Source organism: Micromonospora luteifusca, assembly GCF_016907275.1.
Classification (GTDB): domain Bacteria; phylum Actinomycetota; class Actinomycetes; order Mycobacteriales; family Micromonosporaceae; genus Micromonospora; species Micromonospora luteifusca.
This window is the reverse complement of the sequence record NZ_JAFBBP010000001.1, coordinates 1,083,631-1,099,322: the sequence shown is the minus strand read 5'-3', so window position 1 is coordinate 1,099,322 and position 15,692 is coordinate 1,083,631. Positions and strand designations below refer to the sequence as shown.

The following is a 15,692-nucleotide window of genomic DNA, read 5'->3' as shown; positions in this document are numbered from 1 at the left end:
ATGACCTTAATCGGGGTGCTGGTGATCGCGGTGGCGTTGATCGCCGTGATAACGCTCGCCAAGGCGGTGCGGATCGTGCCGCAGCAACGCCAGGACGTGGTGGAACGGCTCGGCAAGTACAAGCGCACCCTCAGCCCCGGCCTCAACCTGCTGGTGCCGTTCATCGACGCGGTCCGCACCAAGGTCGACATGCGGGAGCAGGTGGTCAGCTTCCCGCCGCAGCCGGTGATCACCTCGGACAACCTCGTGGTCTCGATCGACACGGTGCTCTACTTCAAGGTGGTCGACTCGGTCCGGGCGACCTACGAGATCTCCAGCTTCCTGCAGGCCATCGAGCAGCTGACCGTCACCACGCTGCGTAACGTGATCGGTTCGCTCGATCTGGAGCGCGCGCTGACCAGCCGGGACGAGATCAACCGGCACCTCTCGGGTGTGCTGGACGAGACCACCGGCCGCTGGGGCATCAAGGTGACCCGGGTCGAGATCAAGGCGATCGAGCCGCCGGCCAGCATCCGTGACTCGATGGAGAAGCAGATGCGCGCCGAACGGGACCGCCGTGCGGCGATCCTCACCGCCGAGGGCCACAAGCAGTCGGTGATCCTCACCGCCGAGGGTGACAAGCAGTCGGCGGTGTTGCGGGCCGACGGTGACCGGCAGGCCCGGATCCTGCAGGCCGAGGGTCAGGCGAAGGCGATCCGGACGGTCTTCGACGCGATCCACCAGGCGAACCCGAGCCAGAAGGTGCTCGCCTACCAGTACCTGCAGGCACTGCCGCAGATCGCCCAGGGCAGCGCCAACAAGGTCTGGATCATCCCGGCCGAGCTGACCAAGGCCCTGGAGGGGATGGGCGGCGCGCTCGGTGGGCTGAGCCAGATGGTGGGGGACCTTCCCTCGCCGGAGGCGGCCGACCACGCGAGCCAGGTGGAGCGCGAGGCCGCGGAGGCGGCGCAGGCCGCGGCGGACGCCGCCCAGCAGATCCACGACGAGGTACGCGTCGCCGAGGCGCAGGCCGCCGGCGGCAACAAGCCGCAGGGGCTGCCCGCGCCGGAGCCGGTGTCCCCGGCCACTCTGACCGAAGACCCGGCCGACCAGCGCGAGCGCGGCTGATCCAGTACGCCGGCCGACCAGCCGGATAAAAGCGAGAAAGACTCATGGGGCGCTCCGACGCCTGCCACGATCGGTCCTAGGACGGGTGGTGACCAGGCAATCGGGGCGCCCCGGCGCGTCTCGCACCACTCGTGGACAAGCGAGGTGACGCATGAAGGATCCGGCGAATCGGATGTGGTCCTCGGCCCCGGTGCCCGGCGCACACGACCCGGTAGCCCCGCTGGGCTCCCGGAGCAGCGGTGGCGGGTTCGGCGTACTGCCGTTCGTCGGCGAGCCGACCCCCGCCGGTCCGGCCACGAACGCCAGCTGGGCCTGGTCGGTGCGTCGGTTCGCGCGGGCGGCCGTGTGGCTGCTGCCCGCGTACGCCATCCTTTACGGCGCGGTGGCGATGGCCAGTGACGGAGGGGTGGGCAACGACCCCTACCCCGCCGACGGCCAGGCGGTGTACCTGATCGGTTGGGTGGCGGCGGTCTGGCTCGGCCTGCTCGCGCTGCTGGCCCTCACCGGGCTGCTGGCCGCGACTCGCAGCCGCCGGGTGGCCGCCGCCGGGCTGCTGGTCAGCATCGCCGGCACTGTGCTGATGCTGCCCTTCGCCGGGCTCGCCGAGCAGACGCCGGTCTTCGGCACCACCGCGCGGTCGCTGGTCCTGCTCGGCGCGACGTTCTACAGCGTGGGCTGGTTCCTCACCGGGTGGGCGGTGGCCCGCTCGGGCACCTTCAGCCTCGGCGACGGAGTCATGCTGATCATCGCCGCGCCACTTCTCGGCCTGGGAGGCGCCCTGATCGGGTCGCTGCAGACGTTCGGCGCGATCTTCGTACTGGTTGCCGGCATCGGCATCGGCTACCGCTCCGGCCGCCTGATGCCCCGCGAAACCGCCCGAGACGCAGCCGCCGCCAGCCTAAATACCCCAAACCCCTAACCGCCCGGCCCCCGGCCTCTCCCGGTCCGCCCGGCTGCCCTCGGCCCGTTGATCATGAGGTTATTGCCCTTCGCCTCGGCGTGTCGTGACAATAACCTCATGATCAACAGCGCGGGGCGGGGGCGCGGGGCGCGGGGCGCGGGGCGGGGGCGGGGTGCCGGGGTTGGTGGGTTGGGCTGGGTGGGGGCTGGTGGGGGGCCGTGAAGTTGCTGACAATTGGGCTGCGGGGGTGGTCGGTTGGCGGCTTTCGTGGCAATCCTGGGGAGCATGGCCGCCCCCCGCTCGCCGCTGTCGCGGCTGTTCACCGTGCTGCTCGCCGGCTTGCTGGCCGGGCTCGCCCTGGCAGTCGCCGCACTGCCGGGCAACCTGCTGCTCGGGTTCACCGCCCGCTCGGCGCTCGCGTCGTACGCCTCGTTGCCCGCCTCGCTGCGCACCCCGGCCACGCCGCAGCGCTCGTACCTCTACGCCAACGACGGCAAGACGCTGATCACGACCTTCTACGACGTGAACCGCACCGACGTCGCGTTGGCGGACATCGCACCGGTGATGCGGCAGGCAATCGTGGCGGCCGAGGATCGGCGCTTCTACGACCACGGTGGCGCGGACCTGCGCGGCCTCGCCCGGGCACTGGTGGCCAATGTCAAGGGCGGCGGCACCGAGCAGGGCGGCTCGACGTTGACCATGCAGTACGTCCGTAACGTCCTCAAGACCGACCCCACCCGCACCGCCGAGGAGCGCGCCGCCGCGACGGACCCCACCGTCGGCCGCAAGATCCAGGAGATCCGGTACGCGAGTGCGCTGGACAAGAGCCTCGGCAAGGACGAGATCCTCGACCGGTACCTGAACATCGCGTACTTCGGCTCCGGGGCGTACGGGATCGCGGCGGCCAGCCAGCGGTACTTCGGCAAACCGCCGGCGCAGCTGACCCTCGCCGAGTCGGCCCTGCTCGCCGGCCTGGTGCAGTCTCCGGACGCGTACAGCCCGATCAGCGGCGACAAGGACGAGGCGCTGACCCGTCGGTCGTACGTGCTGGACTCGATGGTCGCCACCGGCGCGATCACCGCCGCGCAGGCCGCCCAGGCCAAGGCGGAGCCGCTGACCCTGCATCCGACCGCCCAGCCCAACGGCTGCACCGCCGTCTCCCAGGGCCATGACGACTGGGGCTACTTCTGCGACTACCTGCGCCGGTGGTGGGTGACCCAGCCGGCCTTCGGGGCGACCGTCGCGGAGCGCGAGCAGGCGCTGCGCTCGGGTGGCTACACCGTGGTCACCTCGCTGGACCCGAAGGTCCAGGCCACCGCGCAGCAGCAGGCCACCAAGGTCTACTCCTACGACAACAAGCGCGCCCTGCCGATCGCGGCGGTCCAGCCGGGCACCGGGCAGGTGTTGGCGATGGCGGTCAACCGGCACTACAGCCTGGACGGCAACCCGGCCGGGCAGGCCAACTACCCGAACACCGTCAACCCGCTGATCTCCGGCGGGACGAGCGTCGACGGGTACCAGGCGGGTTCGACGTTCAAACTGTTCACCATGCTCGCCGCGCTGGAGGCGGGACGTACCCTCTCCACCGGCTTCGACGCGCCCGCCAAGCTGCCCACCCGGTACGCCGCCGAGGGCCCGGGCAGCTGTGACGGCCACTGGTGCCCGGCGAACGCCAACCCGGACTGGATGGACGGGTACCGGATGATGTGGGACGGCTTCGGTCGCTCGGTGAACACCTACTTCGTCTGGTTGGCCGAGCAGGTCGGCCAGGACAAGGTGGTCGAGATGGCGCAGCGGCTCGGCATCACGTTCCGCGCCGACTCGGACGCCGCCTTCGCCAAGGACAACGCCGCCAACTGGGGTTCCTTCACCCTCGGCGTGGCCGCCACCACCCCGCTGGACCTGGCCAACGCGTACGCCACGGTGGCCGCCGAAGGCACCTACTGCACGCCGGTGCCGGTGGTCTCGGTGACCGACGCGAACGGCGAGAAGGTGCCGGTCGGGCAGCCGTCCTGCAAGCGGGTCCTCGACGCCGACGTCGCCCGTGCCGCGACCGACGCCGCCCGGTGCCCGGTGGGCCAGCAGTCGGCGTTCGGGCAGTGCAACGGCGGCACGGCCACCGGTGTGAACGACATCCTCGACGGCCGGCCGGTGGCCGGTAAGACGGGTAGCTCCGAGCAGAACTCCACCGAGACGTTCGTCGGCTTCACCCCGCAGGTCGCGGTGGCCGGCATCGCCGCCAATCCGGACGACCCGGCCGACGAGGTGGGCTCCGCGGTGCAGACCAAGGTGATCGACGCGGTCGCCCGGGTCATCGCCACCGCCGTCAAGGGCCAGCCGGAGAAGGCGTTCGCCGCACCCAGCCACGAGTTGGCCGGCGACCCGCACCGCCCCGTGGACCGCCCGGCGGTTCCGGACCGCCGGCAGCAGCCCACCGACGACAACCCCGGCGACTTCCTGCAACGCTGGCTGAACAACCGCCGGGGCTAACTCCCTTCGCACCCGGTACTCCCGCGATCTTGCACTTTCGGTCGTCGACTTGCCCCACTGCACACCTTTTGTTGAGGCAGGAAAGTGCAGGATCGCGGGGGTGGTGGGGTGGGGGAGGGTCAGCGCTCGCGACGGCGGGGGCGGTAGCTTGCCAGGGTGGCTGGGAGGCCGCGGCGGATGATGCCGGCCCAGTCGGTGTCGCCGCGCAGCACCGCCGCCGCGGTCTTGCGGGCCTGCTCGGCGGTGAAGTGTGGCGGCAACATCAGCTCGGCCGGGTCGACCAGGGCGTTGATGACCACCGGTCGGTCGGCGGCGAGTGCCCGGTCCCAGACCTCCGGCACCTGCTCCGGTGAGTCGATCAGCTCACCGTGCAGCCCGAGCACCTGTGCCCACTGGTGGTAGGCGATGTCCGGCAACTGCTGGCTGTCCGGGAACATCGGCGTCCCCTCTGTGGAGCGTTGTTCCCAGCTGACGAACGCCAGATCCCGGTTGTTGAGCACCAACACCACGAATCGTGGGTCCGTCCAACTGCGCCAGTACTTGGCCACGGTGATCAGCTCGTTGACGCCGTTCATCTGCATGGCGCCGTCGCCGATCAACGCGACGAGCGGGCGGTCCGGGTGGGCGAACTTGGCACTGAGCGCGTACGGCATGGCGCCGCCCATGGACAGCAGGGTGCCGGACAGGCTGGCTTGCATCCCGGGGCGGACCTGGATGTGGCGGGCGTACCAGGCGGTGGTGGTGCCGCAGTCGACGGCGAGCATCACGTCGTCGGGCAGCCGCTCATTGAGGGTGTGGAAGAGCAGTTGTGGGTTGACCGGGTCGGCCGTCTGCTCGGCCAGGTCGCGTTGCACTCGCCGCCACGCCGAGTTGGCCTCGGCGATCTCCGCCCGCCAGGCGGTCGGTCCGGGGCCGGGGCCCAGCTCGCGGAGCAGCGCCCGCAGCGTGGGGCGGGCGTCGCCGGTGAGGTTCACCTCGGTCGGGTACCGCAGGCCGAGTTGGGTGCCGTCCAGGTCGATCTGCACCGCGCGGGCCTGCCCAGGCGGCGGGTAGAACTCCGAGTACGGCATGTTGCTGCCCACGATCAGCAGCCGGTCGCAGCCGGTCATCAACTGCCAGCTGGGCCGGGTGCCGAGCAACCCGATCGCGCCGGTGACCCATGGTTCGCGGTGGTCGACGGCGGTGAAGCCGAGCAGTGCCGTGGCCACCCCGGCGCCGAGCCGATGGGCGATCTCGCGGACCTCGTCCGTCGCGCCCAGCGCCCCCTGCCCGACCAGCATCGCCACCCGCTGCCCGCCGCCGAGCACCTCGGCGGCCCGGCGCACGTCCGCCTCCGGGGGCACCGTGGGCGTACTGCTCGGGACGTTGCTGGTCTGGTAGTAGCCGTGCGCGTGCGGCGGGTCCGGAATGGCCGGCTCGTCCTGCAGGTCCAGGGGGAGGATCAGGGCGGTGACGGTACGCCGGGCCAACGCGGTGCGGCACGCCCGGTCGACCAGATGGCGGACCTGCGCCGGGTGGTCGAGTTGAGCGAGGAAGGCCGCGGCCACGTCCTTGTAGAGGGCGAGCAGGTCGACCTCCTGGTAGTAGCCGCCGCCCTCGGCGGTGGTCGCGGTGTGCCCGACCAGGGCGATCACCGGTTGGTGGTCGAGTTTGGCGTCGTACAGGCCGTTGAGCAGGTGGATGGCGCCCGGGCCGCTGGTCACCAGGGCGCAGCCCAGCGGCCCGCCGCCGTACTTGACGTGTGCCGACGCGGCGAAGCCGGCGGTCTCCTCGTGGCGTACCTGGATGAACTGCGCCCGTTTGTTGGTGCGTTGCAGCGCGGAGGTGAGGCCGTTGATGCCGTCTCCGGGGTAGCCGAAGTAGCGATGTACACCCCAGCTGAACAGCCGCGACACGATGTGGTCCGCGACGGTCGGGTGCCGGGGGAGAGCTCCCGCTTCGCCCGGTGCGGTGTGGTCCGTGCTCACCTGGCTGGTCCTCTCCGTCAGGTCCGGTACGGGTCCGGTCATTCCCCTTCTTCCTCGGACAAAACGCCCCGCCAGGCGGGCGTCGGTGGACGAGGTTGCTCGTCCGGCAGAATCGTCGGGTGCCCGTCCACCAGATCACCGACCCTGACGACGACCGGATCGCCGACTACCGCGCGCTCACCGACGTCGAGCTGCGCACCCGCTGGGAGCCTCCGCACGGCCTGTTCATCGCCGAGGGCGAGCTGGTGCTGCGCCGGGCGCTACGCGCCGGCTACCCGGCCCGGTCGTACCTGGTCGACGCCAAGCGGATCGACCAGCTCGCCGACCTGGACACCGGCGACGCGCCGGTCTACGCGGCGACGCAGGACGTGCTGCAACGGGCGACCGGGTTCCACGTACACCGGGGGGTGCTGGCGTCGTTTCACCGCCGGCCGCTGCCGACGGCGGCCGAGGTGCTCGCCGCCGCGCGCCGGGTGGTGATCCTGGAGGACGTCAACAACCACACCAATCTTGGCGCGGTGTTCCGGGGGGCCGCCGCACTCGGCATCGACGGGGTGCTGCTGTCGCCGACCTGCGCCGACCCGCTCTACCGGCGGAGTGTGCGGGTCAGCATGGGCGAGGTCTTCGCGGTGCCGTACGCCAAGTTCAGCCGCTGGCCGGACGGGCTGGAGCAGGTGCGGGAGGCCGGCTTCACGGTGCTGGCGCTGACCCCGGCGGCGGACGCGTTGCCGATCCAGCGGCTCTCCTCGGCCCAGCGGGCCCGCGCGGCGTTGCTGTTCGGTGCCGAGGGGCCCGGGTTGACCGGCGCGGCGCAGAGCGCCAGTGACGTGCGGGTGCGGCTTCCGATGCGGCGTGGGGTGGACTCGCTGAACGTGGCCGCCGCCGCGGCGGTGGCGTTCTGGGAGCTGGGGCGCGACGATCCCCCGTTCGGGGGCGAGTAGATCACTCTTACTTGCATGGCCATGCGTCCTGTTGCATAATCTTCCTTGTGTCCAAGGTTCTCACCTCCCTGCCCACCGGCGAACGTGTCGGCATCGCCTTCTCCGGCGGCCTCGACACCTCGGTCGCGGTCGCGTGGATGCGCGACAAAGGCGCCGTTCCCTGCGCCTACACCGCCGACATCGGCCAGTACGACGAGCTCGACATCGCCTCGGTGCCCGGTCGCGCGCTCAGCTACGGCGCCGAGCTGGCCCGCCTGGTCGACTGCCGAGCCGCCCTGGTCGAGGAGGGCCTGGCCGCGTTGACCTGCGGGGCCTTCCACATCCGCTCGGGCGGGCGGGCGTACTTCAACACCACCCCACTCGGCCGGGCCGTCACCGGGACCCTGCTGGTGCGGGCGATGATCTCCGACGACGTCCAGATCTGGGGCGACGGCTCCACCTTCAAGGGCAACGACATCGAGCGGTTCTACCGGTACGGCCTGCTGGCCAACCCGATGCTGCGCATCTACAAGCCGTGGCTCGACACCGACTTCGTCACCGAACTGGGTGGGCGCAAGGAGATGTCGGAGTGGCTGCTCGAACGCGGTCTGCCCTACCGGGACAGCACCGAGAAGGCATACTCCACCGACGCCAACATCTGGGGTGCCACGCACGAGGCGAAGACCCTTGAGCACCTCGACACCGGCATCGAGACGGTCAACCCGATCATGGGAGTCCGGTTCTGGGACCCGTCGGTGGAGATCCCGGCCGAGGACGTCACGATCGGTTTCGACCAGGGTCGTCCGGTCACGATCAACGGCAAGGAGTTCGGCAGCCCCGTCGACCTGGTGCTGGAGGCCAACGCCATCGGCGGCCGGCACGGCCTCGGCATGTCCGACCAGATCGAGAACCGGATCATCGAGGCCAAGAGCCGGGGCATCTACGAGGCACCCGGGATGGCGCTGCTGCACGCCGCGTACGAGCGGCTGGTCAACGCCATCCACAACGAGGACACCCTGGCCAACTACCACAGCGAGGGCCGCCGCCTCGGTCGGCTGATGTACGAGGGGCGCTGGCTGGACCCGCAGGCGCTGATGCTGCGCGAGTCGTTGCAGCGTTGGGTCGGCACGGCGGTCACCGGCGAGGTGACGCTGCGGCTGCGCCGGGGCGAGGACTACTCGATCCTGGACACCACCGGCCCGGCGTTCAGCTACCACCCCGACAAGCTGTCGATGGAACGTACCGAAGACTCGGCGTTCGGCCCGTCGGACCGGATCGGCCAGCTCACCATGCGCAACCTCGACATCGCCGATTCACGGGCGAAGTTGGAGCAGTACGCCAACCTCGGCATGGTCGGTGGGGCCAGCCCCCAGCGGATGGTCGGCGCCGCGCAGGCCGCCTCCACCGGGCTGATCGGTGCCATGCCCGAGGGCGGCGCGGAAGCCATCGCCTCCCGAGGCGTCGCCTCCCCCGAGGACGAGGCGCTCGACCGTGCCGCGATGGAGTTCGGCGTCGACTGAACGAACCCCCGCGCCGACCCTCCGTGACTCCGCCCGGCGAATGTCGAGATCCGGCGTCACGGAGGGTAGCGTGTCGGCCGTGTTCCCTACCGTCCGTGAGGTCCTCGCCCTGGACCCGGTCCGCCACGGCGCGCCGCGCGTGGTCGCCGGGGACGCCGGGCTGGACCGGCCGGTCCGCTGGGTGCACGTCGCCGAGGTGCCGGACATCGCCACCCTGCTCGGCGGTGGCGAACTGGTGCTCACCACCGGCATCGGCCTGCCCGGGGACGACGCGGGGCTGCGCGCCTTCATCGGGGACCTGGCCGACGTCGGCGTCTCCGGGCTCGTAGTCGAGCTGGGCCGCCGCTACGTCAGCGGCGTGCCCCGGGTGATGGTCGCCGCCGCCGAGCGGCGCGGGCTGCCCCTGGTGGAGCTGCGCCGAGCCACCCCGTTCGTTCCGATCACCGAGGCGGTGCACGCGCTGATCATCGACGCGCAGCTCACCGAGCTGCGTGCCACCGAGGAGATCCACCAGCGCTTCAACGATCTGTCCGTCGAGGGCGCCGACGCCGCCGAGGTGATCCGGCAGACCGCCGAGCTGTCCGGTTGCCCGGTGGTGCTGGAAAACCTGTCCCGGCAGGTGCTGGGGTACGACCCGGCGGGGGAGAGCGCCGAAATGCTGCTCGACGGCTGGGAGCAGCACTCCCGGCGGATCCGGCCGGTCGGGCGCACCGCGTACGACCCGGACAGCGGCTGGCTGGTGACCGCCGTCGGCGCGCGGGGACAGGACTGGGGTCGGCTGCTGCTGCGCTGGCCGGCCAGCGGGGACGTGCCCAGTGCCCAGGCCACCGAGCCGATCGCCGGCCCGCCCACCCGGCTCACCATCCTGATCGAGCGGGCCGCGTCCGCCCTCGCGCTGGGTCGACTGCTCCGTCGCGACGCCGAAGGGCTGGAACGGCAGATCCATCGCACCCTGCTCACCGCACTCCTCGACCATTCCCGGCCGGTGGACGAAGTCGCGCTGCGAGCCAAGGCGCTCGGCGTGGTGCTCGACCGCCGGCACCTGGTCGGCGTGATGGTCCGACACCGGGGCGAGGACCCGGTCGGCGAGAGCGGCCCGGACGCGGGACAGGCCCGGCTGCGGGACCTGTCCGAGGCAGTCGGCCAGGCGCTGCGGGAGGCGAAACTGACCGGGCTGACCAGCGCGGTCGATGACAACTCGGTGGGCGTGCTGCTGGCCCTGACCGACCCGGCCGCCGAGGACCGCGCGCTGTCCGCGTTCGCCGGCGCACTCCGTCGGGTACGCCTCGACGCCGGCACGGGCCGGGCAACGTCGGGCGCCGAAACCTCGGGGGCGGTTTCCGGCCCGGAGGCGTACCGGTCGGGGTTCGGGGCGGAGGCGTCTCGGTCGGCGTTCGGTGCCGATGGGTCCCGGTCGGCGTTCGGGGCGGAGGCGTCTCGGTCGGCGTTCGGTGCCGATGGGTCCCGGTCGGCGTTCGGCGCGGATGGGTCCCGGTCGGCGTTCGGGGCGGATGGGTCCCGGTCGGCGTTCGGCGTGGGGGCCGCCCGGTCGGTGGGCGGTGCTGACCCGTCCCGGGGCGCCGGCGGTGCTCCGGGTGGGGTCATCGTCGCCGCCGGCTCTGGCGTGAGCAACCTGCGGGAGGCGCGACGGTCGCTGGTCGAGGCGCGGCAGATCGCCGAGGCGGCCCGCCGGGACCGACGGGACCTGCCGATCTTCCGGCTGCCGCACGTCGGCCTGGCCGGACTGCTGCACCTGCTACGCGACGAGCCCCGGTTGCAGACGTTCGTGGAGCGCGAACTCGGTGCCCTGCTGGAGTACGACGCCCGGCACCCGCGGGAGCAGCTACTTGACACCCTGCGTGCGTACCTGGAGCAGGGGCGCAACAAGACCGCTGGCGCTGCCGCCGCCCACCTGTCCCGGCCCGCGTTCTACGAACGCCTGGCCCGCATCGCCCGCATCCTCGACGTAGACCTCGACTCGGTAGAGGCGTCCCTGTCCCTACACGTAGCCCTGCTAGCCCTAGAAGCAGTCCGCACCCCCTAAACCCCACCCCCACCCCCACCCCCCCCACCCCGCGCCCGCTGCCCCCCGCTGCCGCCTTCGTTGATCATGAGGTTATTGCCCCGACACGCCGGCCCGGGTGGCAATAACCTCATGATCAACAGGGGATAGCAGGGGGTGGGAGGGAGGAGGGGAGGGGATGGGAGGGGGTTGTTAGGTGAGGGGGGTTAGGGCTTTGGCGTAGGTGGGGGGGATGTGGTTGGGGCCACCGGGGGTGAAGACGTCGGAGTTGGCCACGGCGGACCAGGCTGTTTCCGGGACGGCGTCGACCAGGGCTCGGATCACCGGGGCGTCACGCCACTGGTCCTGCTCGGCGAGCAGGCCAAGGGCCACCACCGACTCCTCGACCTCGCCCACGCACTCGAACGGCTTGTGCCCGTCCACGCCCAGCAGCTCGTGATAGCCGGGGATCTGCTCCGGGTCGGCGAGCAGGTCGCCGCCGAAGATGTGGGTGACCCGCTCCCGAGGCATGAACGGCGCCATGGCCAGGAAGACGAACCGGCACTTCGGGCAGTCGCGGCACCAGCGCTCGCTCGCGTCGTGCAGCTTGAACGCGGCGTTGCAGCTGGTCACCACGTCGTCGTACCGGGTGATCTCGGCGAACAGCCGGGCGATGTGCAGCTCGGACAGCGAGCGCAGAAGCGAGAAGTACGGTTCGGTCAGGCCCGCGTGCTCGGCCAGCGCCGCCCGCAGCAGCCCTTCCGCCTCGACGCCCTTGGACCACTGGTGGTTGATCTCGTGACCGTTCCAGACCAGATTGGGGTCGGAGGCGGAGCGTTCGTTGGACATCACCACCGGACCCAGCCCGTGCAGCACCGCGGTGGCCACGGCGATCAGTGAGTTGATGGCGGTGACCGGGATGTGCCCGTTGAGCGCGCCGGCCGCGTTCAGATCGAACAGCACCGGGTCGAGCCGCCGTCGGGCGGCCAGCGGGGTCAGCCCGGACGCCTCGTTGACCGCGACGATCACGTGGTTCGGGTTGACCGAGAACGGCACCGGGTCCAGCTCGGCTCGGCGCAGCGCCTCCAGGCTGACGATCGAGTCCTTGCCCCCACCGACCGCCGAGAGCGGACGACGGTCGGCGTCGTCGTACACGCGTGGCGGCTCGGGCGAACCCACCGGCACCTCCGGGCGCAGCTCCAGCACGTGCGGCAGCTGGTTGCGGTACGCGTACTCGGCGAGGCCCTTGGTGTAGACGGCCGTGACGTAGTCGACGGTGGCCGCTCCCAGCGGCGCCGGCAGCACGAGTCGGGGCGGTGCGGCGGCCTTGTAGTAGCTGACCCCGGCGACGAGGTGCAGCACCTCCAACACCCGGCCCAGGGTCGCCACCGTCTCATCCGAGGGCGGCTCCGCCGGCAGCGGAAGGGTGATCGCCTCGGTGAACCGTTGCTCACCGGCGGGGCCGGTCAGGGCGTAGTCGAACAACACCTCGCCGGTGGCGAAGTCGATCGAGTAGGACGGGAAGGTGAAGGCGTCCATCCGCCGCAGTTGTCCGTTAGGCACAGGTCATACTAGTCCGAGCCTGTCCGGTTGCGAGCAAGGAGATCATAGGTGCGCCTGGCTGACCTGCGCGGACGCTCTGTGGCCGTCTGGGGTACGGGCCGTGAGGGCGTGGCCGCTGTCACCGCCGTCGCCGCGCACGGCCCGGCCAGCCTGGTCGCCGTGGACGACCGGACGAACTTCCTGTCGCTGCCGTGGGAAGGGCCGGTCGCCCAGGCCGCGCCGCTGGTGACCGGCGACGACGGGCTCGCTCGGCTGGTCGCGGCGGACGTGGTGATCCGCTCCCCGGGGGTGCCGCAGACGCACCCCTGGATGGTCGAGCTGCGCAGACGCGGTATCCCCGTCACGCAGGGCACCGCGCTCTGGATGGCCGATCACGCGGCCCGCACCGTCGGCGTCACCGGCAGCAAGGGCAAGAGCACCACGTCGAGTCTGACCAGCCACCTGCTGAACGCCGTCGAGCGACCGAACCTGTTCGGCGGCAACATCGGCGTACCGACGCTGGAGCTGCCCGAGGCGGCGCTCTACGTGCTGGAACTGTCGAGTTACCAGTGCAGTGACCTCACCGACTCGCCGCATGTCGCGGTGGTCACCGCGCTCTTCCCCGAACACCTGGACGCGCATGGCGGTGAGCGGGAGTACTACCGGGACAAGCTCAACCTGATCGCACACGATCCGGCGACCGTGGTGGTCAACGGCACCGACCCGCGGCTCATCGCGGAGTTGGGTGACCGCCCGGTGGTACGGGCAGGTCTGCCCGACACCACCCACGTCGCTGTCGGGCCGGACGGGACGCCCTGGTTCCACCTGGGGGACCACCCGCTCTTTCCGCGCGCGGTGCTGCCGCTGGTCGGCCGGCACAACGAGAGCAACCTGTGCGTGGCGCTGGCCGTGCTCGACGCGCTCGACGTCGACGTCGTCGCCCGTAAGGACACCCTGGCCGTGGCGGTCGCCGAATTCCAGGGGCTGGCGCACCGACTCACCGAGATTCTCGACCCGTCCGGCCTCACGTTCGTCGACGACACCCTCGCCACCAGCCCGTACGCGGCGATGCACGCGATCGACGCGTACGACGGGCGGCCGTTGACGGTCATCGTGGGCGGCAACGACCGGGGGGTGGACTACACCCCGCTGCGCGACCACCTGGCCGAGCGGGACATCACGGTCATCGGTATTCCGGACAGTGGCCCGCGGATCATCCAGACGCTTGCCGGGCTGGCGAGCGTGCGTTGCGAGATCGTCGAGGACCTTACTGCCGCGGTCCGTCAGGCTCGTAAGCTCACGCCGGCCAACGGCGTCGTGCTGTTGTCGCCGGCCGCGCCCAGCTACGGCCGGTACCGCAACTTCGAGCATCGCTCGGAGGCGTTCCTCGAGGCGATCGAGGAGACGGCGACTCGCTGACCGCCCCTCGTCGGCGGTCAGCCACGGCTCGTTCATGGTTCGCCGTGCTATGACCCGCTTTGCCCCGGGCCAATCTGGTGCGGTCCTGTGGCCCGCAGGGAGCCTGTATCACTGACGGCGTTGGCCCGCAGTCAGGTTTCAGTAGTTGACGCTTGCCGATATCTGACACGTCCGTTGCTGGCGTACGCCTGGAATACCTCCGAGTTTCCAAAAACGACGTGGTCGTCCGCCATCTCAGTTGCGTCCATCGAACTGAAAGGTTGATTGTGGTCACTCGTGGCCCATATCTAACCTCTCCTCGACAAGCATCACAGTTCATTCTTGATCAATCGCAGCGAAGGGAAGCTGTCCCGATCATGTGGACCGTTGAGGAATTGGAAATGATCTGTCTTGCCCTGCGTGCCGAATCCGACGGCAGGGATGACCCCGAGGCCGGACGCCGAGCCGCCGACGAAACGCTTGTCGAGGAAATTGAGCGGGAGGTCGCGGAGTACCGCGAGTGGTATGCCAAGCACCGTTCGTCCGAGTCGATCGAAAACTCTGTCGAACCGCCGGATGAGCTGCGCGAACGCCTGTGGCTGATCGGATGGATGATCTACGAGGCGAGCTGGCAGATTCTCCGCTGGGCGCGGCGCGACGACGTGGGCGTCGAAATCAACTATCGCGCTGGTGGCCTCGTCGGGCGATTGGCCGAAGTCGCTCGCATCCTGCCGTGGCCGCATTTTGCGCCTCGGTCTCTGGGAGCGATCCGTGCCGAGGCGCTGGTCTCGTCCAAGCGGGATACGCCGCAGGGTTACAACGAAGCGTTCCTGCAGCACAAGGAGGCGCGAGAGCGGCGCGACCACTATGTCGAAAACCATGGCCGTGCGCCCGGTCGCGAACTGGAGTTGCTGGGCCTCGAGGAGATCTTTCTCCAGTTGGTGCTCGCCGAGACCGGCACCGCTTGCCGCACGGCGGAGCGGTTCATCGGCCGTTGGCTGGACGAACTGGACAAGAAAGAGCACGAGCGACAGTGGACCGTGGACGACGAAGAATACTGGGTCGAGATTCTGTACCAGCAATTGTCCATCGCCGTCATCATCGGCGAGCAGGCGCTCGACAAGGCCGCCGAGATCGAGCGCGCCTACGGGCTGGTCAAGCGGGTGGGTCGGGACCGGCTGGCACTCCGTACGGCCTTCCGGAACCCAGGCATCATGACCGCCCGGGCAGCCCTGCACCTGCTACCGCTGACCTACGAGATGCAGGAGCTCGACCTGGAACCGGGCTCTGATTACGAGAGCTGGGAGGAGATGCGCGAGGCGACGGTCCGACGCTTCGTCAAGGCCTACCAGGCGATCGAGAAGCCTGTCCTGGACGACAACGGCCGGCCCATTCCACTGGTCGCCGACCATCGGCGGTCAGTCGCCCAGCTTCGGCTCAACGCCGCGATCGTACTCCCCGGCCTCGATCTGCCCAGCACCCTCGATTTCGCCAACCTCCTGGAGTGCAACCCACTTGACGACGATGCGGTCGAGGCGATTTCGGCCTGGCTCGCCGAGAAGGACCGCGCGGGAAAGATCCATGGGAATGCGAACGCGATCGGCAGCGTGACGATGCCCGCGTTTCTTCGCGGCGTCGCGGCCTGCCGCGACGAGCGCGGCGTGTCGGGCGGCTATCGGGAATGGCGGCAGCGGTGGTTCGTCCTCGACCGTTATGCCGACGAAGGCGACCGCCGCGAGCGGGCAGAGCGGGCCTTGAAGAACCAGTGACGACGACGTCCAGCCTCTGATCGACGAGGAGGGGAGGGGCGTGCCGCTCGGGCGGGTGGCAGCAGCGGACGATGCC

General features: G+C 70.4%; 9 protein-coding genes and 1 pseudogene. 8 read left to right on the top strand and 2 right to left on the bottom strand.

Annotation, left to right across the window (positions count from 1 at the left end; translation table 11 throughout):
- From JOD64_RS04520 to JOD64_RS04510, 3 genes and pseudogenes are all read left to right on the top strand, one after another.
- A complete protein-coding gene (locus tag JOD64_RS04520) occupies positions 1 to 1,107 on the top strand; it encodes an SPFH domain-containing protein (protein ID WP_204941047.1) in 1,107 nt (368 codons plus the stop codon).
- A 151-nt stretch (positions 1,108 to 1,258) separates the two neighbouring features.
- Positions 1,259 to 2,115, top strand: a pseudogene (locus tag JOD64_RS04515) (hypothetical protein).
- Between the two features lie 178 nt (positions 2,116 to 2,293).
- Positions 2,294 to 4,498 carry a transglycosylase domain-containing protein gene (locus tag JOD64_RS04510; protein ID WP_239559409.1) on the top strand — a complete coding sequence of 735 codons (2,205 nt, stop codon included), beginning with the start codon at positions 2,294 to 2,296 and terminating at the stop codon, positions 4,496 to 4,498.
- A 119-nt stretch (positions 4,499 to 4,617) separates the two neighbouring features.
- On the opposite strand, the gene JOD64_RS04505 is transcribed toward JOD64_RS04510, so the two are convergent.
- Positions 4,618 to 6,507 carry a thiamine pyrophosphate-requiring protein gene (locus tag JOD64_RS04505; protein WP_239559408.1) on the bottom strand — a complete coding sequence of 630 codons (1,890 nt, stop codon included), beginning with the start codon at positions 6,505 to 6,507 and terminating at the stop codon, positions 4,618 to 4,620.
- A gap of 53 nt (positions 6,508 to 6,560) precedes the next feature.
- Between JOD64_RS04505 and JOD64_RS04500 the strand changes: the two genes are divergently transcribed.
- The 3 genes from JOD64_RS04500 (at position 6,561) to JOD64_RS34050 (ending at position 10,949) form a co-directional block, all read left to right on the top strand.
- On the top strand, positions 6,561 to 7,406 hold the full coding sequence (locus JOD64_RS04500) for a TrmH family RNA methyltransferase (RefSeq protein WP_239559407.1): 846 nt from the start codon (positions 6,561 to 6,563) through the stop codon (positions 7,404 to 7,406).
- A gap of 47 nt (positions 7,407 to 7,453) precedes the next feature.
- Entirely contained in the window at positions 7,454 to 8,905 is a 1,452-nt protein-coding gene (argG, locus tag JOD64_RS04495; protein ID WP_204941043.1) for an argininosuccinate synthase, read from the top strand.
- Between the two features lie 79 nt (positions 8,906 to 8,984).
- A complete protein-coding gene (locus JOD64_RS34050; protein ID WP_204945891.1) occupies positions 8,985 to 10,949 on the top strand; it encodes a PucR family transcriptional regulator ligand-binding domain-containing protein in 1,965 nt (654 codons plus the stop codon).
- Between the two features lie 171 nt (positions 10,950 to 11,120).
- Here the strand turns inward: JOD64_RS34050 and JOD64_RS04485 are convergent, their stop codons facing one another.
- Entirely contained in the window at positions 11,121 to 12,470 is a 1,350-nt protein-coding gene (locus tag JOD64_RS04485; protein WP_204941042.1) for a MurL-like N-terminal domain-containing, read from the bottom strand.
- Positions 12,471 to 12,518: 48 nt separating this feature from the next.
- Between JOD64_RS04485 and murD the strand changes: the two genes are divergently transcribed.
- A complete protein-coding gene (gene murD / locus JOD64_RS04480) occupies positions 12,519 to 13,868 on the top strand; it encodes a UDP-N-acetylmuramoyl-L-alanine--D-glutamate ligase (protein WP_204941041.1) in 1,350 nt (449 codons plus the stop codon).
- 356 nt (positions 13,869 to 14,224) lie between these two features.
- Positions 14,225 to 15,616, top strand: a complete 1,392-nt coding sequence (locus tag JOD64_RS04475) for a hypothetical protein (protein ID WP_204941040.1) — start codon at positions 14,225 to 14,227, stop codon at positions 15,614 to 15,616.
- The last annotated feature ends 76 nt before the right edge of the window (positions 15,617 to 15,692 follow it).